27 protein-coding genes are annotated in these 26,725 nt (G+C 62.5%); 15 read left to right on the top strand and 12 right to left on the bottom strand.

What is annotated here, in order from left to right; all coding sequences use genetic code 11:
• Nucleotides 1–103 precede the first annotated feature (103 nt).
• On the top strand, nucleotides 104–1,843 hold the full coding sequence (araD, locus tag ASD00_RS07285) for an L-arabinonate dehydratase (RefSeq protein ID WP_057205789.1): 1,740 nt from the start codon (nucleotides 104–106) through the stop codon (nucleotides 1,841–1,843).
• A 310-nt stretch (nucleotides 1,844–2,153) separates the two neighbouring features.
• Nucleotides 2,154–3,740 (top strand): GMC family oxidoreductase, encoded by a 1,587-nt coding sequence (locus ASD00_RS07280; RefSeq protein ID WP_025428039.1) that lies wholly within the window; start codon nucleotides 2,154–2,156, stop codon nucleotides 3,738–3,740.
• Between the two features lie 172 nt (nucleotides 3,741–3,912).
• Here the strand turns inward: ASD00_RS07280 and ASD00_RS07275 are convergent, their stop codons facing one another.
• Nucleotides 3,913–4,254: a helix-turn-helix domain-containing protein gene (locus ASD00_RS07275; RefSeq protein WP_025428038.1), complete on the bottom strand. Its 342-nt coding sequence runs from the start codon at nucleotides 4,252–4,254 to the stop codon at nucleotides 3,913–3,915.
• A 370-nt stretch (nucleotides 4,255–4,624) separates the two neighbouring features.
• Here ASD00_RS07275 and ASD00_RS07270 point away from each other — a divergent pair, with 370 nt between their 5' ends.
• On the top strand, nucleotides 4,625–4,999 hold the full coding sequence (locus ASD00_RS07270) for a hypothetical protein (RefSeq protein ID WP_025428037.1): 375 nt from the start codon (nucleotides 4,625–4,627) through the stop codon (nucleotides 4,997–4,999).
• A 152-nt stretch (nucleotides 5,000–5,151) separates the two neighbouring features.
• On the opposite strand, the gene ASD00_RS07265 is transcribed toward ASD00_RS07270, so the two are convergent.
• The 4 genes from ASD00_RS07265 to ASD00_RS07250 form a co-directional block, all read right to left on the bottom strand.
• Complete coding sequence (locus ASD00_RS07265) at nucleotides 5,152–5,979, bottom strand: transglutaminase family protein (RefSeq protein ID WP_025428036.1); 828 nt, start codon at nucleotides 5,977–5,979, stop codon at nucleotides 5,152–5,154.
• Nucleotides 5,980–5,995: 16 nt separating this feature from the next.
• Nucleotides 5,996–6,934: an alpha-E domain-containing protein gene (locus tag ASD00_RS07260; protein ID WP_057205787.1), complete on the bottom strand. Its 939-nt coding sequence runs from the start codon at nucleotides 6,932–6,934 to the stop codon at nucleotides 5,996–5,998.
• A 4-nt stretch (nucleotides 6,935–6,938) separates the two neighbouring features.
• The gene (locus tag ASD00_RS07255) at nucleotides 6,939–8,333 is read right to left on the bottom strand and encodes a circularly permuted type 2 ATP-grasp protein (protein WP_081788908.1); all 1,395 of its coding nucleotides are present in this window, start codon (nucleotides 8,331–8,333) and stop codon (nucleotides 6,939–6,941) included.
• A 235-nt stretch (nucleotides 8,334–8,568) separates the two neighbouring features.
• Nucleotides 8,569–9,657 carry a putative sulfate exporter family transporter gene (locus ASD00_RS07250; RefSeq protein ID WP_081788880.1) on the bottom strand — a complete coding sequence of 363 codons (1,089 nt, stop codon included), beginning with the start codon at nucleotides 9,655–9,657 and terminating at the stop codon, nucleotides 8,569–8,571.
• Between the two features lie 80 nt (nucleotides 9,658–9,737).
• Between ASD00_RS07250 and ASD00_RS07245 the strand changes: the two genes are divergently transcribed.
• The 3 genes from ASD00_RS07245 (at nucleotide 9,738) to ASD00_RS07235 (ending at nucleotide 12,227) form a co-directional block, all read left to right on the top strand.
• A complete protein-coding gene (locus tag ASD00_RS07245) occupies nucleotides 9,738–10,607 on the top strand; it encodes a LysR family transcriptional regulator (protein WP_057205785.1) in 870 nt (289 codons plus the stop codon).
• Nucleotides 10,608–10,703: 96 nt separating this feature from the next.
• Nucleotides 10,704–11,192, top strand: a complete 489-nt coding sequence (locus ASD00_RS07240) for a GyrI-like domain-containing protein (RefSeq protein WP_057205783.1) — start codon at nucleotides 10,704–10,706, stop codon at nucleotides 11,190–11,192.
• Nucleotides 11,193–11,345: 153 nt separating this feature from the next.
• Nucleotides 11,346–12,227, top strand: a complete 882-nt coding sequence (locus ASD00_RS07235) for a DMT family transporter (RefSeq protein ID WP_038576343.1) — start codon at nucleotides 11,346–11,348, stop codon at nucleotides 12,225–12,227.
• A 113-nt stretch (nucleotides 12,228–12,340) separates the two neighbouring features.
• On the opposite strand, the gene ASD00_RS07230 is transcribed toward ASD00_RS07235, so the two are convergent.
• The 3 genes from ASD00_RS07230 to ASD00_RS07220 all read right to left on the bottom strand — a co-directional run bounded on the left by ASD00_RS07230 (nucleotide 12,341) and on the right by ASD00_RS07220 (nucleotide 15,612).
• On the bottom strand, nucleotides 12,341–13,891 hold the full coding sequence (locus tag ASD00_RS07230; protein WP_025428030.1) for a DEAD/DEAH box helicase: 1,551 nt from the start codon (nucleotides 13,889–13,891) through the stop codon (nucleotides 12,341–12,343).
• A 298-nt stretch (nucleotides 13,892–14,189) separates the two neighbouring features.
• Nucleotides 14,190–15,293, bottom strand: coding sequence for a DNA alkylation repair protein (locus ASD00_RS07225; RefSeq protein WP_057205781.1), 1,104 nt, complete (start codon nucleotides 15,291–15,293; stop codon nucleotides 14,190–14,192).
• Between the two features lie 19 nt (nucleotides 15,294–15,312).
• Nucleotides 15,313–15,612, bottom strand: a complete 300-nt coding sequence (locus ASD00_RS07220) for a hypothetical protein (RefSeq protein WP_057205779.1) — start codon at nucleotides 15,610–15,612, stop codon at nucleotides 15,313–15,315.
• 96 nt (nucleotides 15,613–15,708) lie between these two features.
• Between ASD00_RS07220 and ASD00_RS07215 the strand changes: the two genes are divergently transcribed.
• Both ASD00_RS07215 and ASD00_RS07210 read left to right on the top strand, forming a co-directional pair.
• The gene (locus ASD00_RS07215; protein ID WP_025428028.1) at nucleotides 15,709–16,383 is read left to right on the top strand and encodes a YafY family protein; all 675 of its coding nucleotides are present in this window, start codon (nucleotides 15,709–15,711) and stop codon (nucleotides 16,381–16,383) included.
• A 121-nt stretch (nucleotides 16,384–16,504) separates the two neighbouring features.
• Nucleotides 16,505–16,954, top strand: a complete 450-nt coding sequence (locus tag ASD00_RS07210; protein WP_025428027.1) for a host attachment protein — start codon at nucleotides 16,505–16,507, stop codon at nucleotides 16,952–16,954.
• 108 nt (nucleotides 16,955–17,062) lie between these two features.
• Here the strand turns inward: ASD00_RS07210 and ASD00_RS07205 are convergent, their stop codons facing one another.
• A complete protein-coding gene (locus tag ASD00_RS07205) occupies nucleotides 17,063–18,649 on the bottom strand; it encodes a trimethylamine methyltransferase family protein (protein WP_057205777.1) in 1,587 nt (528 codons plus the stop codon).
• A gap of 135 nt (nucleotides 18,650–18,784) precedes the next feature.
• Nucleotides 18,785–19,504 carry a tRNA (5-methylaminomethyl-2-thiouridine)(34)-methyltransferase MnmD gene (mnmD, locus tag ASD00_RS07200; protein ID WP_025428025.1) on the bottom strand — a complete coding sequence of 240 codons (720 nt, stop codon included), beginning with the start codon at nucleotides 19,502–19,504 and terminating at the stop codon, nucleotides 18,785–18,787.
• Between the two features lie 38 nt (nucleotides 19,505–19,542).
• On the opposite strand from mnmD, the gene ASD00_RS07195 reads away from it, so the two are divergent.
• On the top strand, nucleotides 19,543–20,685 hold the full coding sequence (locus ASD00_RS07195) for an FAD-binding oxidoreductase (protein ID WP_057205775.1): 1,143 nt from the start codon (nucleotides 19,543–19,545) through the stop codon (nucleotides 20,683–20,685).
• Nucleotides 20,686–20,750: 65 nt separating this feature from the next.
• Here the strand turns inward: ASD00_RS07195 and ASD00_RS07190 are convergent, their stop codons facing one another.
• The gene (locus ASD00_RS07190; protein ID WP_057205773.1) at nucleotides 20,751–21,140 is read right to left on the bottom strand and encodes a PRC-barrel domain-containing protein; all 390 of its coding nucleotides are present in this window, start codon (nucleotides 21,138–21,140) and stop codon (nucleotides 20,751–20,753) included.
• A 277-nt stretch (nucleotides 21,141–21,417) separates the two neighbouring features.
• On the opposite strand from ASD00_RS07190, the gene ASD00_RS07185 reads away from it, so the two are divergent.
• The 6 genes from ASD00_RS07185 to ASD00_RS07160 all read left to right on the top strand — a co-directional run bounded on the left by ASD00_RS07185 (nucleotide 21,418) and on the right by ASD00_RS07160 (nucleotide 25,185).
• Entirely contained in the window at nucleotides 21,418–22,218 is an 801-nt protein-coding gene (locus tag ASD00_RS07185) for a DUF1045 domain-containing protein (protein ID WP_057205771.1), read from the top strand.
• A gap of 78 nt (nucleotides 22,219–22,296) precedes the next feature.
• Nucleotides 22,297–23,226, top strand: coding sequence for an allantoinase PuuE (gene puuE, locus ASD00_RS07180; protein ID WP_025428021.1), 930 nt, complete (start codon nucleotides 22,297–22,299; stop codon nucleotides 23,224–23,226).
• On the top strand, nucleotides 23,226–23,729 hold the full coding sequence (gene uraD, locus ASD00_RS07175; RefSeq protein ID WP_025428020.1) for a 2-oxo-4-hydroxy-4-carboxy-5-ureidoimidazoline decarboxylase: 504 nt from the start codon (nucleotides 23,226–23,228) through the stop codon (nucleotides 23,727–23,729). The genes puuE and uraD overlap by 1 nt, the downstream gene beginning before the upstream one ends.
• A 96-nt stretch (nucleotides 23,730–23,825) precedes the next feature.
• A complete protein-coding gene (locus tag ASD00_RS07170) occupies nucleotides 23,826–24,323 on the top strand; it encodes an ureidoglycolate lyase (RefSeq protein WP_025428019.1) in 498 nt (165 codons plus the stop codon).
• Between the two features lie 13 nt (nucleotides 24,324–24,336).
• Nucleotides 24,337–24,699 carry a hydroxyisourate hydrolase gene (uraH, locus tag ASD00_RS07165; protein ID WP_025428018.1) on the top strand — a complete coding sequence of 121 codons (363 nt, stop codon included), beginning with the start codon at nucleotides 24,337–24,339 and terminating at the stop codon, nucleotides 24,697–24,699.
• 99 nt (nucleotides 24,700–24,798) lie between these two features.
• Nucleotides 24,799–25,185: a VOC family protein gene (locus ASD00_RS07160; RefSeq protein ID WP_025428017.1), complete on the top strand. Its 387-nt coding sequence runs from the start codon at nucleotides 24,799–24,801 to the stop codon at nucleotides 25,183–25,185.
• 289 nt (nucleotides 25,186–25,474) lie between these two features.
• On the opposite strand, the gene ASD00_RS07155 is transcribed toward ASD00_RS07160, so the two are convergent.
• Complete coding sequence (locus ASD00_RS07155) at nucleotides 25,475–26,611, bottom strand: alpha-hydroxy acid oxidase (protein ID WP_025428016.1); 1,137 nt, start codon at nucleotides 26,609–26,611, stop codon at nucleotides 25,475–25,477.
• Between the last annotated feature and the right edge of the window lie 114 nt (nucleotides 26,612–26,725).

Here is a 26,725-nt window from a genome sequence, read left to right as displayed (position 1 = left end):
ACGCCGCCGAATTCTACACAACCGTCAAGACCGCATACACCCTGGCTTAATGGGCGCCGTCGCAGGCCCGCGTTACGGCGCGGGCCGCTCAAGGAAGGATAAGATGAAGAAGAAAGCTGAGTGGCCGCGCAAGCTGCGTTCGCAGGAATGGTTCGGTGGCACGGGGAAGAATGCCATCATGCATCGCTCCTGGATGAAGAACCAGGGTCTGCCCGCCGATACGTTCGACGGCCGGCCGATCATTGGCATCTGCAACACCTGGTCGGAACTGACGCCGTGCAACGCGCATCTGCGCGATCTCGCCGAGCGAGTGAAGCGCGGGGTCTACGAGGCGGGTGGTTTCCCGGTCGAATTCCCGGTGTTTTCCGTGGGCGAGAGCACGCTACGGCCGACGGCGATGATGTTCCGTAACCTCGCGGCCATGGATGTCGAAGAGGCGATCCGCGGCAATCCGGTCGATGGCGTCGTGCTGCTCGGCGGCTGTGACAAGACCACGCCGAGCCTGCTCATGGGGGCGGCGAGCGTCGACATCCCGGTCATTCTGGTCTCCGGCGGCCCGATGCTGAACGGCAAGTGGCGCGGCAAGGACGTCGGGTCCGGTACCGCCATCTGGCAGTTTTCCGAAATGGTGAAGTCCGGCGAGATGTCTCTGGCCGAATTCATGGATGCGGAGCAGGGCATGGCCCGTTCGGCCGGCAGTTGCATGACCATGGGCACGGCCTCGACCATGGCGTCGATGGCCGAAGCGCTCGGCATGACGCTGCCCGGCAATGCGGCAATTCCCGCTGTCGACGCCCGCCGGCGGGTGATCTCCCAGCTTTCCGGCCGCCGCATCGTCGACATGGTCAAGGAAGATCTGAAGCCGTCCGATGTCCTGACCAGGCAAGCCTTCGAAAACGCCATCCGCGTCAACGGTGCCGTCGGGGGCTCGACCAATGCCGTGCTGCATCTTCTGGCGCTCGCCGGTCGTATCGGCGTTGCCCTGACGCTGGACGACTGGGACCGGCTTGGCCGCGACGTGCCGACGATCGTCAACCTGCAGCCGTCGGGCAAGCACCTGATGGAAGAGTTCTACTATGCAGGCGGTCTGCCGGTGGTCATCAAGGCGGTCGGCGAGATGGGCCTCCTCCACAAGGACGCCTTGACGGTTACCGGCGATACGATCTGGAACGGCGTCAAGGATGTCACCAACTACAATGACGATGTCATCGTGCCGCGCGAAAAGGCGTTGACGCAGTCGGGCGGCATCGCCGTGTTGCGCGGCAATCTGGCGCCCAAGGGCTGCGTACTGAAACCTTCGGCTGCGTCGCCGCACCTGATGCAGCACACGGGCCGCGCCGTCGTCTTCGAAAGCATCGAGGACTACCACGCCCGCATCAACCGCGACGATCTCGACATCGACGAGACCTGCGTCATGGTGCTGAAATACTGCGGCCCGAAGGGCTATCCCGGGATGGCCGAGGTCGGCAATATGGGGCTGCCGCCGAAGGTGCTGAAGAAGGGCATTACCGACATGATCCGCATTTCCGATGCGCGCATGTCGGGCACCGCCTATGGCACCGTCATCCTACACACCGCACCGGAAGCGGCGGACGGCGGCCCGCTGGCGCTGGTCGAGAACGGCGACATGATTGCGGTCGATGTTCCCGCCCGCACCATCCGGCTCGATGTTTCCGATGACGAACTGGCTCGGCGTCGGGCGGCGTGGGTTTCTCCGGTGAAGCCGCAAAAGGGCGGTTATGGCGGCCTTTACGTCAACACGGTGATGCAGGCCGACACCGGCGCCGACCTCGACTTCCTTGTCGGCACGCGCGGTTCTGTCGTCGAACGCGACAGCCACTAGCAGTTTGAGCCGCCACGGCCCGCCGATGCCGATTTATCCCGGCTTCGGCGGGCCGTGGTGGCTTTATTTTAGCGCATTCTTAAGATTGTCGAGTTCGCGAGTTTCACGCCGCCGGTATCCGGTGTAATGATGCAAGCGGAGTAGAATTTTGGGGACCGTGACGCTTTGCTCTCTTCCTGTCCGCAGGAGGCAGACGAGCGTCGCAGCATTGCATCTCAGACTATTGATTTAAGCTTCGTCTGTATTCGCGGGAGGTGTGTGTTGCTCTGCCGTGGTGCCGGTCGTTCACTTGCAGCAAAGCGGGTGATGCATGATCCTACGTGAACGGATCGATATTCCTGCCGACAAAACGTTCGACATTTGCATCGTCGGGGCCGGTGCGAGTGGATTGACGATCGCGTCGGATTTCGCCGGTGGACGCGTTTCCGTCTGCGTGCTCGAAAGCGGAGGGGCCGATGCGATCCCGACGGCCAGTGATCTCTCGGCGGGCGAAAGCACCGGGCTCACCTATGCCGAACTCGATACATGCAGGCTGCGCGGCTTGGGCGGCAGCACCCAGGCCCTGGGCTGGGGTGGTCTCTGCAAGCCGCTCGACGAGCAGGATTTCGCGGTACGCCCCTGGGTCCGGCACAGCGGCTGGCCCTTCGGCCGCGAGCATCTCCTTCCCTATTACCGACGCGCGCAGAAAACGCTAGGGATTGCGGATGTCGAGGCGCTTGGCCAGCGGCAGCCGCTGTTTCCGGGGAGGTCCGACATCATCTCCGTCGATCATCTCGAGCTCTGTCGGCACAATCGGCCCGGCAAACGCCTGCGTCATGCCCTCGAAAACGCTGACAATATCAGTATCCTTCTGCATTCCACGCTGCTCTATCTTTCGTTTGATGAAGAAAAGCGCACGGTCGGATCGGCTGTCGTCAAAAACGGGGCTGACGAAACCATTCACATCCGAGCGCGGACGTTCGTGCTTGCCGCCGGTGGCATCGAGAACGCGCGTCTCTTGTTGCTGAGCGGCGGACCGGGGAGCGACGACAGAACCACTGGGCGGTTTTTCATGGATCATCCGCGATTTTCCATCGGCACGCTGGTGCCGGCCAATGGCAGTGTTCTGAGAACTCTCAACGCTCTTGATCGAATCCGGATCGCGCGCGGCCAGCGGATCCGCGATGCGTTGAGTTACACGCGACAGCGCCCGTATCTCGTCAACGGGCTGACGCTGCCGGCGGAATTGCAGCAGCGCGAGGAGCTTCTCAATTATCGAGCATGGCTCGAGCCATGCTTCATCGGCCAGGACACAGCCAAGCTGCAGGCGATGAAAGAGAAACTGCTCGCTTACAGGGAGCAGCGGCTGCATGGCGTGGAGGCGAAGTCGGCGGTCCGCGCGGCGGGCAAGGAGGGTCTGGTCAGTTGGACCTGGCTCATGCATCTCGTGCGGCCCTCAAGCCTTCTGCGTTCCTTTCGCCTGCTTCACATCGTGGAGCCGGAACCGGAACCGGAAAGCCGCGTCATGCTGTCGAACAAGAAGGACCGTTTCGGATTGCCGATGGTCAATCTGCGCTGGCAGCTTTCGGCCAAAACGGTCGATTCCGTCATGCGTACGATCACAATTTTAGGCAGCGAGTTGACGAAGACCGGCCTGGGCAAGCTGATCGTGAAACCAGAGGAATTGACCGGGCTCGAAAAGCCGATGTGGACCTGGCACCACATGGGCACGACACGGATGCACGTGGACCCCGGTCAAGGGGTCGTGGATACGCAATGCAAGGTCCACGGAACGGATAACCTTTTCATCGCTGGCAGTTCAGTTTTTCCGACGGCTGGAAATGATACGCCAACCCTTACCGTCGTGGCGCTCGCCCACCGCCTCGCCGACCATCTGCTGCAGGTGGTTGGCGGATAGCTTGTCGGTGACTGGGGCGGTCGACGCACCAGCCAGCGCAATCCTTCTCAAACTTTCATCCGACCCCAGGAAAAACAGCTGCGCCGCGATCGTACGGCTTCATTTTTCCGTCGGCGCGCTGGCGCCGGCCAAATCCGGAAAGCCGCGTCATGCGGACGACCCTAAGCTGAATTTACGGCGTTTCAGGAGATGGTTCTGGGGGACCTTTAGGCACAGGCACGAGATGGAATTGCTCAGCCCAATGGCATAACCCCACCGCTCCAGCGTTGAGCGCTGTCCCGCTTTCCGTCAGTGAATAGACGACCTTGGTCGGGGAACCCGGATAGACTTTTCGGTTCACAAGCCCGTCGGCCTCCAGTTCACGCAATTGCTGCGTCAGCATCTTTTCACTGACCGCAGGGATAGACTGCCGCAGCCGGCCAAATCGACGGGGCGCTGTGCCGAGCTCGCAAAGGATAGTTATCTTCCACTTGCCGGCGACCATCTTCATCGCTGTCGAAAAACCATTGTCCATAGGCCAGTCCGTCCCATTCGCCTTACCTGCGGGTAACCACTTACGCTTCTGTGCGTATTGGCACAGTACTCTTCACATCGTAGCTCTCTCAACGGCAAGCGTACCGAGCGTTGTGCCGACCAATATGGGGTGTCGGAATGAGGCCTGCAATCAGTGTTTTGGGGACCGGACGCATGGGATCGAGGGACCGAACAGCATCTTGCGGCCAGCCAGCCGACCCCATGACGGCCAGCTGGTTCCGGCAAAAGAAGGAGGACGCGCTCGGGTCTTGTTGCCTGCGCAGCAATTCAAAGTGCTACAGCGACCTTTGGGCGTCAAATAAGACGCGCGGCGCTGTAGTCAGACCAATGATCCATAGGAGTAGAATAAAATGCCTTTAGCGCATCTCATCGATTCGTACTGCGCTGCATGGTCGAACGAGGACGGCGAGCAGCGGCGGGCGTTGCTGCTGCCGATCTGGGCCGACGGCGCAACGTATACGGATCCAACAGTTCATGCTGCTGGCGCAGAAGAACTGCTCGCGCACATCGCAGGAATACAGGCCAAGCATCCTGGTGCACGCATTGCACGGACAAGCGACGTGGATGTTCATCATGGGATCGCACGCTTCGCGTGGAGGTTTGTGATGCCGGACGGATCATCCTTCCCTGAGGGGCTGGACATCATCTTCCTCCACCCTGGGCAGGAGCGGATAACACGGGTCGTGGGCTTTTTCGGGCCGTTGGTAAGGTCTTCAGGGGCATAGGCCCCCAATGGCGTGCTGTGGAAGCCGATCTGCAAAGAGGGTGTCGGCCCGATGCACCGGCGTTTTCGGCATTCGATATCGTCGAACGAGATCGAGAATTGATGCCGGACGGAGTTCGATGGGGCGCACTGCGGTGCGCCCCATCGCCAACCTTATTGGCTTTGCGTCTGGCTCTGGCTTTGCGCCTGCTGCTCGACGGTCACCGATACCTTCAGCGTCTCGTTGGCCTCACCATGGATCAGACCCGATATCGGGGCCGCATCGCGGTAGCAGAGGCCGGAGGCGATGCGCACATAGCGGTCATCCGGGCAGATCTTGTTGGCGGCATCGAAGCCGACCCAGCCGAGGCCCGGCAGATGGATCTCGGCCCAGGCGTGGCTTGCTGTCTGCTCCGTTTGCCCTTCCATCATCAGGTAGCCTGAGATGTAGCGCGCCGGCATGTCGAGCGAACGTGCCGCCGAGATCAGGATATGGGCATGGTCCTGGCAGACGCCGTGGCCGGCCTCGAGCGCATCCTCGGCCGCCGTCTCGGCGTGGGTTTCGCCGGCCTTGTACTCCACCGCCTCATGGATCATCGCCATCAATGCATGCATGCGGGCAAGATCGGTGTCGCCCTCGGCCGATTTCGCCAGGTCGCGGATCAGCTTGCCCCCCTTGGTCAAAGGCGTTTCGCGGGCATAAAGCCAAAGCGGGACGTAGGACTGATGCGGGCCCAAGACGCCGTGGCGGTCCTCGGTGTGGACTTCGCCGCTGGCGGTAATGCGGATCGCCTCGCGGTCGCCATCGACGCTGACGAGATGGACGCGATTGCCGAAGTGATCGTCGTAGCTCACCTCCATCACAGCACCGTCGACGAGCGTCTGCCAGCCGAGCACGGTCTGGCCGACCCCGGTGATCGGCGTCAGGCGCAGCCGCTGCAGCGCATACTGCACCGGCTCGTCGTAGTGGTATTCGGTCGTATGGCTGATTTTCAGGTGCATGCTGTCCTCCCGAAATTCAGTTGAAACGATAGCCGTCGGAGATTTCCTGTCCCAGAAGATTGTTCTGGCTGATGAAATCCTCGAGATATTCGTGCAGGCCCTGGTCCATGATGTCGGTGATCGAGCGGCTGCGCAGCGCGGCCAGCGTACGTTCCGCCGTTTCGTGCGCCTCGTGGCGCTCGCCATATTCGCGCTCGAGATAGCCGAGGTTGCTGGCGATCTTTTCATAGCAATAGGCAAGCGAACGCGGCATGCGACCGTTGGAGATCAGGAAATGGGCGATATTCGCCGGCTTCAGTTCGGCATCATAGACCCAGCCGTAGGCGCGGTGGGCCGAGACCGAGCGCAGGATCGATTCCCACTGCACATTGTCCATCGACGAGCCGACGGCGGCGACCGCCGGCAGCAGTACGTAGTATTTGACGTCGAGGATGCGCGCGGTGTTGTCGGCCCGCTCGATGAAAGTGCCGATGCGTGAGAAATTGAAGATCTCGTTCCTGAGCATCGTGCCGTGGAAGGCGCCGCGGATGAGGCCGGCGCGACGCTTGATCGTGTCGATGATCTCCGGCATGTCGGTCGGACGCGCTTTCCTGGAGAGCATCGCCTTCATCTCGAGGTAGCATTCGTTGGTCGCTTCCCACGTCTCGCGCGTCAGCGCCGTGCGCACCATGCGGGCGTTGTGGCGGCCCGCCTCGATGCAGGACATCACGCTCGATGGATTGCTGCGGTCGCGCAGCAGGAAGTCGATGGCATCGATGCTCGTCAGCGTCTCGTGCACTTCGTCGTAGAGTTCGCGCACACCAGCGCTTTGCAGCACGCCGTCCCAATCGCCTTCCGTTGCGCCGCTGCGCGTCAGCGCCATGCGCAGGCCGGCATCGATTAGCCGGGCGCTGTTTTCGGCGCGTTCGATGTAGCGGAACATCCAGTAGAGACCGTTTGCAGTTCTTCCCAACATGGTCTCAGTCCTCCAGCACCCAGGTGTCCTTGGTCCCGCCGCCCTGGCTGGAATTCACGACAAGCGAACCAGCCTTGAGGGCGACGCGCGTCAGGCCGCCGGGAATGATCTGCACCTTGTCGGAGACAAGGACATAGGGACGAAGATCCACATGCCGGGGCGCGATGCCCTTGTTGACGAGGATCGGAACGGTCGACAGCGACAGTGTCGGCTGGGCGATGTAGTTGGTCGGGCGTGCCTTCAGCTTTTCGGCGAAGAGCGCGCGCTCCTTCTTGCTGGCTGTCGGGCCGACCAGCATGCCGTAGCCGCCGGAGCCGTGCACCTCCTTGACGACAAGTTCTTCCAGGTGTTCGAGCACGTATTTCAGGCTTTGCGGCTCGGAACAGCGCCAGGTCGGCACGTTTTCTAAGAGCGGCTTGCGGCCGGTATAGAACTCGACGATCTCGGGCATGTAGGAATAGATCGCCTTGTCGTCGGAGATGCCGGTGCCGGGCGCGTTGGCAATGGTGATGTTGCCGGCGCGGTAGACATCCATGATGCCGGGAACGCCGAGCGCGGACTCCGGGCGAAATGTAAGAGGATCGAGGAAGTCGTCGTCGACGCGGCGATAGAGGACGTCGATCGCCTCGTAACCGCGGGTCGTGCGCATCTTCACCTTGCCGTCGATCACGCGCAGGTCCGATCCCTCGACCAGCTCGACGCCCATCATGTCCGCGAGGAAGGCATGTTCGTAATAGGCGGAATTGTAGATGCCGGGGGTGAGAACGGCGACGCGCGGCTTGCCGCTGCAGCCGGGGGGCGCCAGCGACGCCAGGCTCTGGCGCAGCAGGTTGGGATAGTTCTCGACCGGGCGCACGCGGTTCTGATGGAAGAGTTCGGGGAACATCTGCATCATCGTTTCGCGGTTTTCCAGCATGTAGCTGACACCGGACGGCGTGCGGGCATTGTCCTCCAGCACGTAGAACTGATCCTCGCCGGTGCGCACGATGTCGGTGCCGACGATATGGGTGTAGACGCCGCCCGGCGGCCGGAAGCCGATCATCTGCGGCAGGAACGCCACGTTCTTCTCGATCAACTCGCGCGGCACCCGTCCGGCGCGGATGATCTCCTGCTTGTGGTAGATGTCGTCGAGGAAGGCGTTGAGGGCGATGACCCGCTGTTCGATGCCCTGGGCGAGCTTGCGCCATTCTCGACCTGAAATGATGCGGGGGATGAGGTCGAAGGGGATGAGCTTTTCGGAGCTGTCTGCGTGTCCGTAGACCGCGAAGGTGATGCCGGTTTTCCGGAAGATGTTCTCGGCGTCCTTTGATTTCGCTATGAGCCGATTTCTGTCCTGGCTGGCATACCATTCATGATAGGTCGAATATGGCTGGCGCGGACTGCTGTCCGCATTCATCATTTCGTCAAATGCCAAAGGCGTGATCCCCTTATTTTTGACCATTTGAGTACAACGCTGGATGCAATGCAAGAAGCGTGCACAGTCGCGGGACAAGAAAGTTTTGGCGCGTTATCCCGCCGCTTCCGGGCAAGGCGATGCTCAACAATGGGGCGGGGACGGCCAGTCACCCGATCGGCCCCGACTTTGGCGTCTTAGAAAATAAGCAAATGCTTGAAATTTGGGCGTGTCTGGGAAGCTAGCCCAGGCCGAACACGGTGATTGCGGCGGCTGCCAGACCGGCCAGAACCAGCAGCGACAGCATGGCGGCGGCGCTGGCGCGCGGCCCGGCATCGGCGAGCTTGCGGATGTCGACCTCCAGCCCGAGTGCCGCCATGGCGATGACGGTGAGCCATGTGGCGAGGTGAGCAGCACCGGCGGCGGCCGCGTCGGGGATCATCCCGCTGTTGCGGGCGACCGCCACGGCGAGGAAGCCGAGAATGAACCAGGGCACGAAATACGCAAACGTGGCAAGGCGCACGCGGCGATTGCCGGCAGGCAGGTTAGGCGCCAGGGGATGCGCCTCGCTCTCGCGGTTGATGATCGAGAAGCACAAGACGACCGGGCCGAGCATCAGCACGCGCACGAGCTTGACCAGCGTGCCGACCTGGACGGACAGGGCGCTGAACGGAGCGGCAGCGGCCAGTACCTGCGGTACGGCGTAGACGGTCATGCCGGCCAGAACGCCGAAGCCATAGGGCGACATGTCGAACCAGCCGCCGATCAGCGGCAGGGATAGAACGACGGCAATGCCGAGAATTGCGGTGAACGAGATGGCGGCGGCGACGTCATCGCCCTCAGCACCGATGGCCGGCGCGACGGCGGCGATCGCCGAATTGCCGCAGATGGCATTGCCGCAGGCGATCAGGGTCGCCATCCGCTTTGGCAAGCCGAGCAGCCGCGCTATCAGATAACCGGAGACGATCGACAGAAAGACGATGCCGACGATGGTTGCGAGCAGCACCGGGCCGCTTGCCAGGATCGCCTTGAAGCTGAGGGTCGCGCCGATGAGGACGATCGCCGCCTCCAGCAGCAGCCTGGAGGAAAAGCGGATGCCGGCCATCCAGCGATCGCCCGGTGTCCAGAAGGTGCGCAGCAGGGCACCGAGAAGGATGGCGATAACAAGCGCTTCCAGCCATGGCCGGCCGGTCCAGCTTGCCTCGAGGCGCTCAAGGCCGAAGGCGGCGAGTGCTACGAGACAACAGAGGATCAAACCCGGCGCGATGCGCGCTATGCGGGAAGAGAGCGTGGGTGCGGGGGCGGCCGATGGGGAATGCGATCTGGACATGGCCGCAACCTAGTCCGATTGATGAATCAGTCTAACGGATTGTTCTTGTCAATTCGATCGCTTTTTGCGATTGATTTTCCATGACCCTTGATCAACTTCGCATTTTCGTGGCTGTCGCCGAGCGTCTGCATATGACACGCGCGGCCGAGGCAATGAACGTCACGCAGTCTGCCGCCAGCGCGGCGATCGCGGCGCTTGAAACGCAACACAACGTCAGGGTGTTCGATCGCATCGGCCGCGGGCTGGCGCTGACGGAGGCGGGGAAGGCGTTTCTGCCGGAGGCGAAAGCCGTGCTTGCGCGCGCGACGGCTGCGACCGCTTGCCTCAACGACCTCTCGCATCTGCGCCGCGGCACGCTCGCGATCGCCGCAAGCCAGACGGTGGCAAGCTACTGGCTGCCGGCACGTCTCGCCCGCTTCACCCATGATTATCCGCATATCGACGTGAAGCTGACCGTGCGCAACACGGCGGTGGTCGCCGAGGCGGTCGAGGAGGGAACGGCGCAGCTCGGCTTCGTCGAGGGCAGGGTCGATGCGGAAAAGCTGGACCATCGCAGCGTGGCGGTCGACCGCATCGCGATCTATGCGCCACCCCGCCACCCGCTTGCCGGAAGGCCGGTCGATCTCGAAGCGCTGCTTGCCGCACGGTGGGTGTTGCGCGAGGAAGGATCGGGGACGAGGGCAATGTTCCTGCAATCGATGCGGGCACATGGTGCGGATATCGATCAGCTGAAGGTCGAACTCGAATTGCCGTCGAACGAGGCGGTACTGACGGCCGTCGGGAGCGGTCCCTTCATCACCGCCGTTTCCAGGCTCGCCGCCCAGCCTTTCGCCGATAGCGGCCGGTTGGTGGAATTGCCGTTCGAACTTGCCGAGCGCAGCTTCGAATTGTTGACGCATCGCGACCGCCAGTTCAGCCGCGCGGCCCGCGCTTTCGTCGATCTGCTCTAGGCGAACGCGAAGGCGATTGCCATCCGGTTCGGCTGCCCTAACAATAGTCGCGCCGGTCCCGGGCGGGCCGGTTCTGGTCTTGCCAGGAGGTGCACCGTGTTCGAAATCGTCGAAAGGCCGGCGCAGCGGATTGCCGGCTCCTTCTGGGAGGGGACCTTCGTCGAGGCGGCCGACGGGGCCGTTCGCCGGCTGATCGCTGAGATGCAGGAGCATCACCTGCGTGTCCATCCGAAGGACCATCCGACGCTCGTCGGTCTGTCGTGGAACGACCGTCCTGATGGCTTCCGCTATCTCGTCGACTTTGTTTCCCAGACGGCGGAAACGACGCGTCACCCTGGCCATGCGGACCTACCGGCCATGCGTTTCGTCAGCGCCATGCACCACCCTGATGATGGCGACGTCTTCGCGCATTATCAGCACATGTTTGACTGGATCGGGTCTGAAGGGCTCGTGGTCGATACCGGCAGGCTGCACTATCGCGAAGAGTACGAGCCGGGCTTCGTCTCTCTCTCGCTGTCGTCGCTCAGGTTGATGGTTCCGATTACAGCGCCGCGCGTCAAACATGACGCGCAAAGGAAGCTGTAACACTTTGAACTTGCTGCATAAGTTTGCCATTAAATCGATTCCGATTTAAGGAACTATGCAGTAGCTGATCGTCAGTATCAGAAAAATTGCTTTGACCATCAACGCCCCCGCGTCTATCGCGGCTGACCTCCCTTTGCCCATTCGGATAGGTCAATGACACTCGCCCGCCTGGCTCCGGCCATCTTCGTACTGCTCTGGTCGACCGGTTGGGTCGTCGCCAAATATGCGGCCGTCTATGCCGATCCGCTGACGTTTCTGGTGCTGCGCTACACCCTGGCGATCCTGCTGTTCATCGGCTTCTGCCTGGTGACCGGGGCGAAATGGCCGAAGTCGTGGTCGGCCGCGGCCCATGCGGTCGTCTCCGGCATGTTTCTGCACGGGCTTTATCTCGGCGCCGTCTGGTGGGCGATCGGGCAGGGCGTGCCGGCTGCGATCTCGGGCATCATCGCCGGGTTGCAGCCGTTGATGACGGCCGTCGCCGCCTCCGTCGTCATCGACGAGAAGCTCAGCGTTCAGCAGAAACTCGGACTGGTGCTCGGCTTCTTCGGCATCGCGCTTGCCGTGCTGCCCAAGGTGTTTTCGATCGACACCGGCGCAACGCCGATCCACCTTTTCCCTGTCATCATCAACGTGCTCGGCATGGCCGCCGTGACCTACGGCACGCTCTACCAGAAGCGGCATCTCCAGAGCGGCGACATCCGTACGATCGCAGCGCTTCAATATCTCGGCGCCCTGATCGTCACGGTCCCGCTGGCCCTGGTGCTGGAGGATCTGCACGTCACCTGGAACCTGCAGATCTTTGCGGCACTCGCCTGGTCGGTGCTGGGGCTTTCCATGGGCGCGATCGCGCTGCTGCTTTATCTGATCCGCCGCGGCCAGGTATCGCGCGCAGCCTCGCTCATCTATCTCGTGCCGCCGCTTGCGGCCGTGCAGGCATGGCTGTTCTTCGGCGAGGCGCTGACGCTGCCGATGATCATCGGCACGGTCATTGCCGTTGCCGGCGTCTATCTCACCAACCGCAAACAGCAGGCATAAAAAACGGCGGGCCGAAGCGACCCGCCGTTCTTATCACTTTGTTTTTACGCATTTCCTGATGGAAAACCTGCTTCGCAGGCTTTCTGAAAATGCGCTAGGCAATGTCTTGCCGATCAGCCCTGCTGGCCGCGGTTGCCGCCACCGGCGCCACGACGCATGCCGCCCTGGCCGCCTTCGCGGCGGTCGCCGGCCTGGCCTTCAGGGCGCGGGCCCTTGTTGCGCCATTCGCCCGGCTTCTGGCCGGGACGACCGTGGTGCTTCTTGGGTTCGTGGTTGCGGTTGCCTTCCGAACGGCCGTCGGCGTGGGGCTGGCCAGCCGGACGCTGATCGCGGCGGTCCTGCTTCGGGCGGTCGTCGCGCAGAAGATCGTCACCGGCAAAGCTGCTTGGAGCCAGTGCCGACTGGCGAGCCGGGCGTTCGCGGCGCGGGCGGGCGTCCTGACGCTGGCCGCCGCCGCCATTGCCGCGGTGCTGGCCGTTGCCATTGCCGTTGCCGCGACCGCCGCGTCCCTTGGACGGACGGGCCTGGTCGGCAGGCGCTTCGCCGCTGGCAACCGCGATGTTGATGCCCATCAGCTTCTCGATGTCGCGAAGCAGGCGGATTTCGTCCGGTGCGCAGAAAGCGATCGCGATGCCGTCGCGGCCGGCGCGGGCAGTACGGCCGATGCGGTGAACGTAGGCATCGGGAACTTCCGGCAGGTCGTAGTTGTAGACGTGGGTGACGCCGGGGATGTCGATGCCGCGGGCAGCGACGTCGGTTGCCACGAGCACGCGGATCTCACCGTCACGGAAGGACTTGAGCGCACGCTCACGCTGGCCCTGGCTCTTGTTGCCATGGATCGAGGCGGCCTTGAAGCCGACGTGGTCGAGATGCTTCATCAGCTTCTCGGCGCCATGCTTGGTACGGCTGAAGATCAGCGACAGGCCATCCGGATTGTCGGTCAGGGTCTTCTTGAGGATGGTCGTCTTCAGGTCCTTGCCGGGGACGAAATGAACATACTGTTCGACCTTGTCGGCGGCCTTGCCCGGAGGCGTCACCTGAACCTTGACCGGGTCGGTCAGATATTCGCCGGCGAGTTCAGCGATCAGCTTCGGCATCGTCGCCGAGAACAGCAGCGTCTGGCGGTTCTTCGGCACGAGCTTCGAAATCTTGCGCAGGTCATGGATGAAGCCGAGATCGAGCATCTGGTCGGCTTCGTCGAGCACGAGGTAGCGACCCTGGGTCAGCGTCACGGCCTTGCGGTTGATGAGGTCGAGCAGGCGGCCCGGCGTTGCGACCAGGATGTCGACGCCGCGGGCGAGCTGTTCGGTCTGCTTGTTGATCGAGACGCCGCCGACGACAACGCCGATCTTCAGCGGGGACTTCTTGACGAACAGCTTGAGATTGGCTGCGATCTGGTTGACCAGTTCGCGGGTCGGCGCCAGCACCAGGGCGCGGATGTTGCGCGGGTCGGGGCGCTTGCCGTCGGCAACGAGCTTTTCGATCATCGGCAGGCCGAAGGCGGCCGTCTTGCCGGTTCCGGTCTGGGCGAGACCGATGAGGTCGTGGCCCTTCAACACCAGCGGAATGGCCTGCGCCTGGATCGGCGTCGGCTTTTCGAAGCCGTTGGCGGACAGGGTCTCCAGAATGTGTTCGGAAAGACCAAGATCTTTGAAGGTGGACAAATGTATATACCTTTTGGGGGCGCCAAACGCATTCGCCGGAACCGCTATCTGCTGTTCCGGTGTCGTTTGGCGTCAAGAACCCCGCGTGAATTGGGAACTTGTGGGTTAAGAAAAAAGTCGTCAAGCGCCTGTGCTGTCGCCGGTTACGGCGTATGGTTGCGCTTTTCCTTCTTCACGGCTTTCTGTGTTGCCGAGGGCGCGCTCACGCGGCGGCCTGAAGGTGACGCTGCGTCCATGTCGTCGTTTTGGCCCCAAAAGTCAAGGTCCATCTTTTCGCAGGTGCGAAATGAGGTGGGGGCTATTCGGCGACCGACAGCTCGAAATCGGCGTCGGCAGCCTCCTGGCCGTTGACGAGGATCACCACGCGATGGGTGCCGGAATAGTAACGACGGGTTGTGATTGGCCGAATCGCGTGACGCTTTTCGATCCTGATCGTCGCGCCCGGCTCCAGCGTCGCCGATGTCCACTTGAACACCTTGGGCGAGGTCGTGCCATTCGCTTTGCGGTGGTGTACGGCGTAGTCGATCATGATCTTCTGGGTGGTCTTCGCGGTGTGCCTGACCGAAAGCTTGAAGACGAGGCTTTCGCCGAGCGCGATGTCCGACCGGTCGAGCGAGAAGGCTGCGTCTATGCCGGCGGGTGCGGCAAAGCCGAAGTTCGAAAGAGCTGCCTCATGTCCCTGTTTCAGAAGCGTTCGCGAGGCATGGCGCAGCAATTGCTGCCGCTCCGGCGAGGCACCCACCATGTGTTCGGCCACGAAACCGGCCACCAGATCCGGGTGATCCTTGGCAATGTCGTTGAGGCTGTTGGCAACCGAGCGGCGCACATAGTCCTCGGGGTCGTCGAGGAGGGCCGTCAGGATCGGCAGGATCGGCTGGGGATCGCGGATGAGCTTCGGCAGCCGCATTGCCCAGGGCAGGCGCGGGCGGGTGCCTTCGCTCGCCAGACGCCTGACATGGTGATTGGCGTCCGTTACCCATGAGCCGATGATCGTGAGCGCCCGCTCCTGGTCCGTGTCGATGAACACGCGGATACCGAACTCGGAGGTGAAGTGCGGCGTCAAAGCGCGCAGCAGCCACAGCGATAGCTCGAAATCGCCAAGCCCGCGTGCGGCGACATATTGGCTGACGGGCAACAGGGTCCAGCCGCTGAGGCCGGGCCTCTCGTCGGTGTGCAGACAATCGCCAAGCTTTGCCGCGGCTTGCGGGAAGGACTGCGGTAGGGTTTCGATGAGCGCATCGCGGATCTGCAGCGATCGTTGCATCAGTTCCAGTGCCTCGAGATTGTCGCTGGCAAGCGCCTCGAACCTTTTGCGGTCGAACGTCGGGCAGACCGCGCTCAGGCGGTCTGCGATGGCGGTGACGACGCCCGGATGCAACAGGTTTTTCAGTGGCTCCGCCATCTCTCGGTACTCTCCCGGCTCAGATCTGCCGTTCGACAGCAAAATGCTGCATCAGCATTACCGCGCTGATTGCCGCCATGTAAGGGGCGAAATCCGGGTCGCGACGCACGCGTTCGCCTGCCGATCTGGCATCATCGAGCGTTTCCCACTCGACCAGATCCGCGAGCATGTCGGGCTTTTCGCACGAGCCGACGGCGCGCCAGGAAATGAAGCCCGGATAGTTTGAAACGGCCTGCATCGCCCGATGGCGCGCGGCTGCGGCCGCGGGCTTGTCCACAACGATGCAGACGGCGAGTTCGAGGATGCTCTTGGTGGTCATGTCATGCTCCATGTTGATTGCCGCTTGACTAAAGCACAGTGCAACTGACAGCCTTATGGCCATAGCCTTACATCGACATGCGATGGGAATACGCGAATGAGACCTGCCGACCGGCTGTTTCGAATCATCCAGCTCATGCGGGCGACCGGCCGGGCGATGACGGCGCAGGAAATCGCCGACAAGATGGAGGTGGCGCGGCGGACCATCTACCGCGACATGGAACACCTGATGGCTTCGGGTGCGCCGATCGACGGCGAGCGCGGTGTCGGATACCTCCTGCGCGAGAGCTTTGACGCGCCGCCGCTCGCTTTCACCTTCGAGCAGCTCGAAGCGCTGGCCTTCGGCGCGCGGGCCGTGCAGATGCTTGGCGACCACCGGCTGGCGCAGGCCGCGCGCGAGGCCATGGAAAAGATCGAACACGGACTTCCGCCCGAGCACGTGGCGCGGCTGCGCAGCGCCCCGATCCGCGCCTTCCGTTCGGCGCTGCAGCCGAAGCCGCCGCCGATGCTGGGTGACCTGCGCCGGGCGATCGCCGAGGAGCGCAAGGTGCGCATGGCCTATGAAAGCCTCGCCGATCAGAGCTCGGAGCGCACCGTCTGGCCGCTCGGCCTCAGCGTCTTCGGCCATCACTGGCTGCTGACCACCTGGTGCGAGCTGCGCCAGGACTTTCGCGACTTCCGGGTGGATCGCATCCGGGAGATGAAACTCGAGCGCGATCATTTCCAGTCGTCACCAGAGCGCAGCTTCGACGCCTATCTCTCGCGCATGTAGGATGACACCGTAAAAGTGCGCGCGATCGAGGAAAAGATGGAACCGGATCGGGCTTCATCCGTTTCTATTAAGGGCTTATTCTGGCCTGCCCACGAGCAACATCATTGCATGGGAGACAATCGTGCAGAACCGGACTTGGATACTGGCCGCGGATGGCAATACGGCGCGCTTCGTCAAGGGCGTCAACCTGCGGAAGGACGAACGTCAGCACCCGGAAGAAGAGGTTATTCACACCGACCCGAAACGCGCCCAGGATATCATGGCCGACAAGCCGGGACGCAGCCATTCGTCCGTCGGTCATGGCCGGTCGGCGATGGAATACAGCAGTGATCCGGTACGCGAGGAAAAGCATCGCTTTGCCGTCGATGTGGCCAGCAGGCTCGAAGGCTATCTGAACGACAACGCCTTCGACAGCCTGGTGATCTGCGCGGCGCCAAGGACGCTCGGAGATTTGCGCAAGCTGCTTTCTGCCAATGTAAGGCAGAAGACGGTGGCCGAAATCGACCGCAACTGCGTCACTGTGCCGATCGAGCAACTGATCGCCACCGCCCGCTCGGCCGTTTATCCCTGAAGCTTTTGCAGGGAAAGTGCTTAGCGGTTTCCCGTCTGGGCATGCGTAAGGCAGAGGGCGGAAATGCTCTCATACGCATGCCGCATCTTGATGTAACAAGGCGTCCCGTCAGAAATCCGTCGGGACGCCGCCTTCCTCCTTGCGTTTTGCAACGAAGGCGTCGAGTTCGTCTTCGATCGCCGGGTCCAGCGGCGGCCGTTCGTATTCGTTGAGCTTCTGCTTGAAGACACGGTTGGCGTGGTCATAGGTCGTCGGCCGGCCCGCCTCCGTCCAGGTTTCGAAGTTGCGCCAGTCGGAAAGGATCGGCGAATAGAACGCTGTCTCATAGCGTTGCAACGTGTGCAGCGTGCCGAAGTAGTGCCCGCCGGGGCCGACGTCGCGCACCGCGTCGAGCCCGAGTGCATCCTCGCTGACATCGAGCGGCGTCAGGAATTCCGCCACCATCTGCAGCATGTCGACGTCGAGGATGAATTTTTCGAACGAGGCGGTCAGTCCGCCCTCGGTCCAGCCGGCCGCATGCATGACGAAGTTGCCGCCGCCTTGCGTCAGTGCCCAGAGCGATAGCGCGGACTCGTAGGCTGCCTGCGCATCGAGCGTATTGGCGGCGTTGGTGTTGGACGTGCGGTAGGGAATGTTGTAGCGGCGGGCGAGCTGGCCGCCGGCAATGACCGCCTTCATGTATTCCGGCGTGCCGAAGGCGGGTGCGCCCGTCTTCATGTCGACATTCGAGGTAAAGCCGCCATACATGACCGGCGCGCCGCGCCGGACCATCTGGGTGAAGGCGATGCCGCACAGCGCCTCGGCATTCTGCTGCACCAGGGCACCGGCGATCGTGACCGGCGCCATGGCGCCTGCGAGCGTAAATGGCGTGACCACCACCACCTGATTGCGCGACGACATTTCGATGATGCCCTGCAGCATCGGCCCGTCGAGGCGCAGCGGCGAGGAGGTGTTGATGATGGTGAACAGCGACGGTTCGCGCTCCATCTGCTCCATGGATATGCCGCGACCGATGCGGGCGATCTCGATGCCGTCGGTGTTCCGCTCGCGGCCGAGCGAATAGACGTGGAAGACCTTGTCGGTGAGCTTCACCATGTCGGAGAGGCAGTCGAGATGACGCACGGATGCGTGCAGGTCGACCGGCTCGACGGGATAGCCGCCGGTGGTGTGGATGATGTCGTAGGACTGGGCGAGCTTCACCAGCTTGCGGAAATCCTCCTGATTGCCGGTGCGCCTGCCGCCTTCGCGGTCGGCCACGAAGGGGGCGCTGGCGATCTGGGCGAAGACCAGATTGTTGCCGCCGATCGCGACGTTGCGGGCCGGATTGCGCGCATGCATGGTGAAGGAGGAGGGAACCGAAGCGATCATCTCCATGATCAGCCCGCGATCGAAGCGCACGCGGTCGGTGCCGGGGGTGATATCGGCGCCCGCTGCCTTCATGCGCTGGCGCGCCTCGGGCAGGATGACATCCATGCCGATCTCTTCCAGGATCGTCAGCGACGCCTGATGGATCGCCTCGAGCGCGTCTTCTGACAGTACCGAGGATTTGCTCTGGGTGTTGACGAGATTGAGATATTTACCGCCTGAGGATTTTCGTGTGCGCTCGCCACTGCGGCCGCCGGGCCGGCGTCGCCGCTCGAGCGGGGCTGAGGAAGTTTCACCTGTGGCAGCATCCGGAAACTGATCGTCGTTCATGAAAAACCCACCGCGTTGCCGATGGATTTCTGTCGCAGATTTTTCGCGGTCATGCCCCTGCCATTTGCGACAGTTCAGTTCTCTGGTGGAGTAAAGGCCGTCAAAATGCCCGCGGACGCCGACTGCTCGCCTCGCTCAGCGCTTGTCTCCGCGCAGCATCTCGCGCTTCCCGGCGAAGCCCTTGCGCTTCTCGACGGCAAAGCCGGCCGCCTGCAGATTGCGGCGAACGAAGCCGGCGGCGGCATAGGTGGAGAAGCTGCCGCCGGCCGCGGTCTTGTCGAACACCAGCCGCATCAGCTCCTCCGACCACATGTCGGGATTGCGGGACGGTGCAAAACCATCGAGGAACCAGGCATCGAAGCGCTCCTTCGCTTGGGCGAGCCCCTCCAGTGCTGTGCCGCAAACGACGGTCAGGCGAACGCCATCGCCAAGATCGATCTCGATCCTGCCGTCGTTGGTTGCCGGCCAGCGATCGGTGAGGGCCAGCCGTTCGGCGTCGATCTCCGGCCAATGGGACAAGGCGCGGGAGATTTCCTCCGCCTGCATGGGAAAGCGCTCGAAACTGACGAAATGCAGCGTGCCGTCCGTGGTCGCCGTAGCTTTCCATTGCCGCCAGGTTTCACAGAAATTGAGGCCGGTGCCGAAGCCCAGTTCGCCGATGGTGAATGCCCCGCCGGAGGCCCAGCGTTCGGGCAGGCCGTTGCCGGCGAGGAACACATGTCCGCATTCGAGCCGACCGTCGGTGCGGCAATAAAAATGATCGCCAAACTCCCTGGAATAGGGCATATCGCCCTCGTGCCAATCGAGGCTTTGATGGGCCGGGGGCTGGTTCGGTTCTGCGGCGGATCCTGTCATGCGATGGCGATAATCCCGCCACCGGAGAAGGTCAATCGATGCGCGAACTTTTGATCGTCGGCGGCGGCATCATGGGGCTCTGGGCAGCCCTTACGGCAGCACGGACCGGCATGGACGTGCAACTGGTCGACGAGCATCGCATCGGGGCCGGCGCCAGTGGCGGCATACTCGGCGCGCTGATGCCGCACATGCCGGACAAATGGAACGCCAAGAAACAATTCCAGTTCGACGCCCTGGTGTCGCTCGAAAGCGAGATCGAAACGCTCGAGGCCGAAACCGGACTTTCGGCAGGTTACCGCCGCAGCGGGCGGATCATGCCGCTTGCGAAGCCGCATCTGCGCGAGATCGCTCTTCGCCACGAGCAGGATGCGACGCGCAACTGGCGGGCAGGCGACCGCCAGTTCTTCTGGCACGTGCGCGACGAGCTGCCGTCCGGATGGCTCAGTGCCGAGGCGGCGGCTTGCGGATTGGTGTTCGATACGCTTGGCGGTCGGCTTTCTCCACGCCAGATGCTGGCGGTTCTGCGTGCGGCACTGGCGCAATCGCCGAACGTGCGGATCGTCGAGGGGACGGGCGTTCGAGCAATCCATCCGGGCCAGGGCCGCGCCGAACTCGATGACGCCACGGAAATCGCCTTCGGCCATTGCATAGTTGCTGCCGGCGTCGACAGCTTTCCGCTCGTCGATGCGCTGTCGGGACCTCTCCGTGGACCGAGCGGCACGGGGGTCAAGGGCCAGGCGGCGCTGCTTCTGGCCGATGTCGATCCGCAATTGCCCGTCATCTTCACCGACGGCGTCTATATCGTCGCCCATGACGACGGGCATATCGCGGTCGGCAGCACCAGCGAGAACAAATATGCCGATCCGCAGTCGACGGATGAACTGCTGAATGAGCTGCTGGTGCGCGCCGAGGCGCTGGTCCCGTCCTTGCGCGGGGCGGAGGTGGTCGAGCGCTGGGCCGGCATCCGGCCGAAATCGACCGGCCGGGAGCCGATCGCCGGGCGCCATCCGGATCACGAAAACCTGTCGGTCCTGACAGGCGGCTTCAAGGTGAGCTTCGGCATCGCCCACCGCCTCGCGCGCTTCGTCGTCGACGAGATCACCGGCCAGCCGTTGATCGACATTCCGGGATCCTTCTTGTGCCAGAATCACATAGCGGCACTTCGCGAGAAACATCTTTAAGCTGGCGGCATAAGAACGGCCCCGCCATCGGCGGAGCCATGTCGGGACGATCGTAAACCCGATCCTTACATCCAGTAAGGCGGCACGCCGTAATAGTCATAGACCCGGCGTCCGTTCTCGCTGTTCCAGTCGTATTCCTCGTTGCCGTGATATTTCGGCGCCCGCTCGACCTGTTCGCGAGTCACATCAGTCCGATAGCCGCCGAGGTTCTCATCATAGGTCAGCTTGGCCCAAGGCAGTGGATAGTGATCTTCCCCGATGCCGAGAAAACCGCCGAACCCGAGCACGGCATAGGCCACGCGACCGCTGCGCTTTTCCACGATAACGCGCTCGATCGAGCCGATGTGCTTGTTGTCGGCGCCATAAACCTTCGTGCCTTCAACCTTGTCGCTGGCGATCAGGTCATGGGTTTCCTTGATCCCGGCGTCCTGAAGGTTCGCATTGTGATAGGTCACGCTTCTTCTCCATCGTTGTTTGCTACCTCAGGGGAACGGCTGGTCGGTGGATGGTTCCGAAAAAGCTGCGGGCGCGATCCGGACGGTAATCGCGTGGTATTGCCCCTTCCACTTCGTCAAGCTGTCACGCAAATCACCTAAGACGCGGGCAATAGAGCGTCGCGTCTTCCCGGGGAGGGTATTGTTGAAGCTCTAAGATTTTGAACCTGCGCACCCTGGCGACGATCGAGATCGATTGTCGCGGGTCTGTGCCAGAACGGATTTCCGGAGCATGCGCATGCGTTACGCCATTTGTTTCACGCCGCCGATGGCCGACCCGCTTTCAACGGTTGCCGCCAGTTGGCTCGGCCGCAATGTCTATTCCGGCGAGCCCACCGAGTTACCATCGATCTCCGGATTGACCGCATCCGAGATCGCCTTCCATACGGCTGTCCCGCGTCGCTTCGGCTTTCAGGCGGTGGTGATGTCGCCCTTCCGGCTTCACCCCGATATGGACGAGGCGCAGCTACTCAAGGCGCTGATGCATTTTGCCGGCGCCCAGACGCCGTTCGAGATCGAGCGCCTGGAAGTGGCCCGGCTCGGCCACTGCTGGGGACTGATGCCGCAGATCCCGAGCACGGCGATGCATCTGCTGGCCGCCAGCATCATCCAGGAATTCGACGCGTTCCGCGCGCCGCTCAGCGAAGACGACATCGAGCGCTCCGACCCCGACAGGCTGACGGCGCCGCAATTTTCCAACCTGCATCGCTGGGGCGATCCTCATGTGATGGATGAATATCGCTTTCACATGATGCTGACCGGGCCGCTCAATCTGGACGCGATGCGCCGCATCGAGGCACCGCTTCGCGACCTGTTCGAACCATGCCTGGCGCCGCCGCTGACGATCGGCAGCCTGGCGCTGTTCGTCGAGCAGGAATCGGGCGCGCCGATGCGCGTCCACTCGCAACACCCGCTCGGCAAGATTTCGGCGGCCAAGCGGGCCGAACGGATCAAGCGGCCGGCAGCCGAGGCGACGCTTGCGCCAGGCCCTATCCCGCCACTGCCGCGGATGGTCGCCTCGCTGATGGCCGGCCGCTAACCGTCTGCACCGACGTCATTTTGTCTCGACAATCCGGTCGGCGGTGATACCGTTCCGGAAAATTCGAAGGGTGATTTGATGTCTGAGACTTCCTATCCGCGTGACCTCGTCGGCTATGGCCGCAACCCGCCCAAGGCAAACTGGCCGGGCGATGCGCGTATCGCCGTGCAGTTCGTGCTCAACTATGAAGAGGGCGGCGAAAGCTGCATCCTCGATGGCGACCTGGCCTCCGAGAGCCTGCTCTCGGAGATCGTTGGTGCACAGCCTTGGCAGGGCCAGCGCAACCTCAACATGGAATCGATTTATGAGTACGGTTCGCGCTCCGGTTTCTGGCGGCTCTGGCGCATGTTCACCAGCCGCGACGTGCCGTTGACGGTCTACGGCGTGACGTTGGCGATGGCTCGCAATCCCGAAGCGGTCGCCGCCATGAAGGAAGCGGGCTGGGAGATCGCCAGCCACGGCCTGCGCTGGCTCGAATACAAGGATTTCCCCGAAGAGGTGGAGCGCGAGCATATCCGCGAAGTCGTTCGGCTGCATACCGAACTGACCGGCGAGCGCCCGCTTGGCCTTTACCAGGGCAAGCCTTCAAGCAACACGCTGAAGCTCGTTCTCGAAGAGGGCGGGTTCCTCTATTCCTCCGATTCCTATGCGGATGAGTTGCCCTATTGGGTGGCGGGGCTGACGGCCGACAAGCCGCATCTGATCATCCCCTACACACTCGACGCCAACGACATGCGCTTTGCGACGAACCAGGGTTTCAACTCCGGCGACCAGTTCTTCACCTATCTCAAAGACACGTTCGACGTGCTCTATGAGGAGGGCAAGGAAGGCAACGCCAAGATGATGAACATCGGCCTGCACTGCCGCCTCGTTGGGCGTCCAGGCCGCGCCGCGGCGCTGGCGCGGTTCATCGACTATGTCATGTCGCACGACAAGGTCTGGGTGCCGCGGCGCATCGACATCGCCCGTCACTGGTATGAACACCACAAGCCGGAAGGGGCTCTCTGATGTCCGATCGCGACGCCTTCGTCAGCCGCTTCGGCGGCGTGTTCGAGCATTCTCCATGGGTTGCCGAACGGGCCTACGACCGGGCGGCCGCAACGGGACTTTCGGCCGGCAACGTGCACTCGGCACTTTGCCAGGCCTTTCGCGCCGGTCTGCCGCGCGAAAGGCTGGCGGTGCTGCGCGCCCACCCGGATCTTGCCGGCAAGCTGGCGATCGCCGGCAAGCTGACGGCGGACTCGACGGCGGAGCAGGCGTCGGCCGGCCTCGACCGCCTTTCGGCCGACGAGCATGCCCGGTTCACGGCGCTGAACGAGGCCTATACGCAGAAATTCGGCTTTCCCTTCATCATCGCGGTCAAGGGCCTGACGAAGAACGACATTCTCGCCTCGTTCGAAAGGCGCATTGACAATTCGACCGAAGAGGAATTTGAAACCGCCTGTGCGCAGGTGGAGAAGATCGCCCGCCTGCGGCTGCAATCCATGCTTCCAGGAGACGAAAATGCCTGACATACCCGTTCGCTATCTGCGCTCATCTTTACCGAGGGCAGTCGAACCGGACCATGCCGACGCCGCCGGCAATGAGCACCGCGGGGCGATGGCCTGATGTCGCGTATTCTTTCGATCGAACCCCTGACGCAGGATGCTTTCGCGCCGTTCGGCACGGTCATCGAGGCTGATCCGGCTTCGATGCGGTACATCAATGGCGGGACCACCGAACGCTTCCATGGCCTGGCGCGTGCCGATGTTGTCGGCGAGGGTGCCGATGTCATCATCAATATCTTTCGCGGCCAGCCGCGCGCCTTTCCTTACGCGGTGGCGATGATGGAGCGACACCCCTTCGGCAGCCAGAGCTTTTCGCCGCTCGAGGACCGGCCCTGGCTCGTCGTCGTTGCCGAAGACGAGGGGGGCCGACCGGGAATGCCGCGGGTGTTCCGGGCGAACGGGCGGCAGGGCGTCAACTACGGGCGCAATGTCTGGCACCATCCGCTGATGTCGGTGGGCGCGGTCAGCGACTTCATCGTCGTCGATCGGGATGGGCCGGGAAACAATCTCGAAGAATATGTCTACGACGAGCCCTTCGTCATCGAGAGCGCAATATGAAGGAAGAGCAGCGATGAGCAGCACCGGCCGCCTGACCACCCATGTCCTCGACACTGCGCTCGGCACGCCGGCCGAAGGCTTGCGCATCGACCTCTTTTGGCTCGAAGGCGACGAGCGGCAACTGATCCGCACCGTTCATACCAACAGCGACGGACGCGTCGATGGGCCCATGGTCGAAGGCATCGGCTTCATGGCGGGCAGCTACGAGTTGGTCTTCCACGCCGGCGACTATCTTCGTCGTGTCGGTGCGGACCTGCCGGAGCCTGCCTTCCTCGACCTGATCCCGCTGCGCTTCGGCATTGCCGATCCGGCCAGCCATTATCACGTGCCGCTGCTTCTTTCGCCCTACGGCTACTCGACCTATCGCGGCAGCTGAGCGTGGGTGGATGAGTGTTCGCGGCGTAAAATTCAGTCGAAAACCGTCGCCTTGATCGGGATTGTGTGAGACGATTTTGAGACTCACGAGGGGAATTCGATGCGTTTCATCAATCCGATCCCTTTCGTCCGCGACATCGATCGATCCAGGGACTTTTACCGGGAGACACTCGGTCTGACGGTGTTGAAGGACTTCGGAAACTTCGTTCTCTTCGAGACCGGTTTTGCGATCCACGAGGGTCGTTCGCTGGAACAAACAGTCTGGCGGGAAGTCGGTCCCGCGGAAGAACCCTATGGGCGAGGGAACCTGCTGCTCTACTTCGAGCATGAGAATATCGAAGCGGCCTTCGAAAGCATTGCGCCGCAGGTGGAGCTGATCCACCCGATTGAGCGGCAAGCCTGGGGACAGCGGGTGTTCCGTTTTTATGATCCCGACGGGCACGCAATAGAGATCGGAGAGCCGCAAACTCTTGGATCTACTGCATAATTCCTCAAATCTGATCCGATTTGAGGATAGAATTATGCAGCAAGTTTGAAGCGATACAGCGTCCTTTGCGCGTCATATTTGACGCGCGGCGCTGTAAAGGCGACCTGCATCAATCCTGAAGCTTACGACTGAACCGCCCGTCTCAAAGGACGGTTCGCCGCAAGAAACGATCGCATACGTTTAGTTTATGCGACCAATTTGGAACTGCAGGCATTCCACACACGTGTTGGAGGCCGGCCGCGAAGCCGCCCTTTTCAGGCAATCCGGCTTCGCCGGTTGGCGCGCTCGATCAATCCGCGAGAATGTCGCGGTTGACGTCGTTGATATCGCGCTTGCCGCAGAGCGCCATGGTGATGTCCATCTCCTTGCGGATGATTTCCAGCGCCTTGGTCACGCCTTCCTTCCCCATGGCGCCGAGGCCGTAGAGGAAGGGGCGGCCGATATAGGTGCCCTTGGCGCCCATGGCGACGGCCTTCAGCACGTCCTGGCCGGAGCGGATGCCGCCATCGAGATGCACCTCGATCTGGTGGCCGACCGCATCGACGATGCGCGGCAGCATGCTGATCGAGGAATGGGCGCCATCGAGCTGGCGGCCGCCGTGGTTGGAGACGATGATCGCGTCGGCGCCGGTCGCCGCCGCCATCTTGGCGTCTTCCGGATCGAGAATGCCCTTCAGGATCAGCGGACCGCCCCAGCGCTCCTTGATCCATTCGACGTCCTTCCACGAGAGTTGCGGGTCGAACTGTTCTGCCGTCCAGGCGCCGAGCGAGGACAGGTCGGTGACGCTCTTGGCGTGGCCGACGATATTGCGGAAGGTGCGGCGGTTGGTGCCGAGCATCTTCATGCACCAGCCGGGACGTGTCGCCATCTGCCAGAGATGCTTGGGGGTCAGCTTCGGCGGGGCCGACAGGCTGTTGCGCAGGTCCTTGTGGCGCTGGCCGAGGATCTGCAGGTCGAGCGTCAGCACCAGTGCCGAGCACTTGGCGGCCTTGGCCCGGTCGATGAGGTTCAGCACGAACTCGCGCTCGCGCATGACGTAGAGCTGGAACCAGAAGGGCTTGGTTGTGACCGACGCGACATCCTCGATTGAGCAGATGCTCATGGTCGACAACGTGAAGGGAACGCCAAAGGCTTCGGCCGCCTGGGCTGCCAGCATCTCGCCATCGGCGTGCTGCATGCCGGTCAGCCCCGTCGGCGCCAGCGCCACCGGCATCGACACTTTCTGGCCGATCATGGTCGTTTCCAGCGAGCGGTTGGTCATGTCGACCAGCACCCGCTGGCGCAGCTTCACCTTGGCGAAGTCTTCCTCGTTGGCGCGATAGGTGCCCTCGGTCCAGGCGCCGCTGTCGGCGTAATCGAAGAAGAGCTTCGGTACGCGGCGCTTGGCAAGGGCCTTGAGGTCGCTGATTTCGAGGATTTGCGTCATGGAAACGGCCTTCATCTGAAACACAGGTTAGAGCGGGATGCGGGCGGAAAGCCGCGGACACTTTTCCGCACCCAACTCTTGGGATGACTACCGAGGCCTTACCATGTTTGCCGG

Source organism: Ensifer sp. Root31 (genome assembly GCF_001424825.1).
Taxonomy (GTDB): domain Bacteria; phylum Pseudomonadota; class Alphaproteobacteria; order Rhizobiales; family Rhizobiaceae; genus Ensifer; species Ensifer canadensis.
Note: the sequence above shows the minus strand (reverse complement) of the source record. Positions and strands in the feature narration are given on the sequence as shown.

Coding starts and splice junctions, on each gene's coding strand:
- araD (WP_057205789.1), top strand. CDS start 104: ATGAAGAAGAAAGCTGAGTGGCCGCGCAAGCTGCGTTCGCAGGAATGG.
- ASD00_RS07280 (WP_025428039.1), top strand. CDS start 2,154: ATGATCCTACGTGAACGGATCGATATTCCTGCCGACAAAACGTTCGAC.
- ASD00_RS07275 (WP_025428038.1), bottom strand. CDS start 4,254: ATGGACAATGGTTTTTCGACAGCGATGAAGATGGTCGCCGGCAAGTGG.
- ASD00_RS07270 (WP_025428037.1), top strand. CDS start 4,625: ATGCCTTTAGCGCATCTCATCGATTCGTACTGCGCTGCATGGTCGAAC.
- ASD00_RS07265 (WP_025428036.1), bottom strand. CDS start 5,979: ATGCACCTGAAAATCAGCCATACGACCGAATACCACTACGACGAGCCG.
- ASD00_RS07260 (WP_057205787.1), bottom strand. CDS start 6,934: ATGTTGGGAAGAACTGCAAACGGTCTCTACTGGATGTTCCGCTACATC.
- ASD00_RS07255 (WP_081788908.1), bottom strand. CDS start 8,333: ATGATGAATGCGGACAGCAGTCCGCGCCAGCCATATTCGACCTATCAT.
- ASD00_RS07250 (WP_081788880.1), bottom strand. CDS start 9,657: ATGTCCAGATCGCATTCCCCATCGGCCGCCCCCGCACCCACGCTCTCT.
- ASD00_RS07245 (WP_057205785.1), top strand. CDS start 9,738: ATGACCCTTGATCAACTTCGCATTTTCGTGGCTGTCGCCGAGCGTCTG.
- ASD00_RS07235 (WP_038576343.1), top strand. CDS start 11,346: ATGACACTCGCCCGCCTGGCTCCGGCCATCTTCGTACTGCTCTGGTCG.
- ASD00_RS07225 (WP_057205781.1), bottom strand. CDS start 15,293: ATGGCGGAGCCACTGAAAAACCTGTTGCATCCGGGCGTCGTCACCGCC.
- ASD00_RS07220 (WP_057205779.1), bottom strand. CDS start 15,612: ATGACCACCAAGAGCATCCTCGAACTCGCCGTCTGCATCGTTGTGGAC.
- ASD00_RS07215 (WP_025428028.1), top strand. CDS start 15,709: ATGAGACCTGCCGACCGGCTGTTTCGAATCATCCAGCTCATGCGGGCG.
- ASD00_RS07205 (WP_057205777.1), bottom strand. CDS start 18,649: ATGAACGACGATCAGTTTCCGGATGCTGCCACAGGTGAAACTTCCTCA.
- mnmD (WP_025428025.1), bottom strand. CDS start 19,504: ATGACAGGATCCGCCGCAGAACCGAACCAGCCCCCGGCCCATCAAAGC.
- ASD00_RS07195 (WP_057205775.1), top strand. CDS start 19,543: ATGCGCGAACTTTTGATCGTCGGCGGCGGCATCATGGGGCTCTGGGCA.
- ASD00_RS07185 (WP_057205771.1), top strand. CDS start 21,418: ATGCGTTACGCCATTTGTTTCACGCCGCCGATGGCCGACCCGCTTTCA.
- puuE (WP_025428021.1), top strand. CDS start 22,297: ATGTCTGAGACTTCCTATCCGCGTGACCTCGTCGGCTATGGCCGCAAC.
- uraD (WP_025428020.1), top strand. CDS start 23,226: ATGTCCGATCGCGACGCCTTCGTCAGCCGCTTCGGCGGCGTGTTCGAG.
- ASD00_RS07170 (WP_025428019.1), top strand. CDS start 23,826: ATGTCGCGTATTCTTTCGATCGAACCCCTGACGCAGGATGCTTTCGCG.
- uraH (WP_025428018.1), top strand. CDS start 24,337: ATGAGCAGCACCGGCCGCCTGACCACCCATGTCCTCGACACTGCGCTC.
- ASD00_RS07160 (WP_025428017.1), top strand. CDS start 24,799: ATGCGTTTCATCAATCCGATCCCTTTCGTCCGCGACATCGATCGATCC.
- ASD00_RS07155 (WP_025428016.1), bottom strand. CDS start 26,611: ATGACGCAAATCCTCGAAATCAGCGACCTCAAGGCCCTTGCCAAGCGC.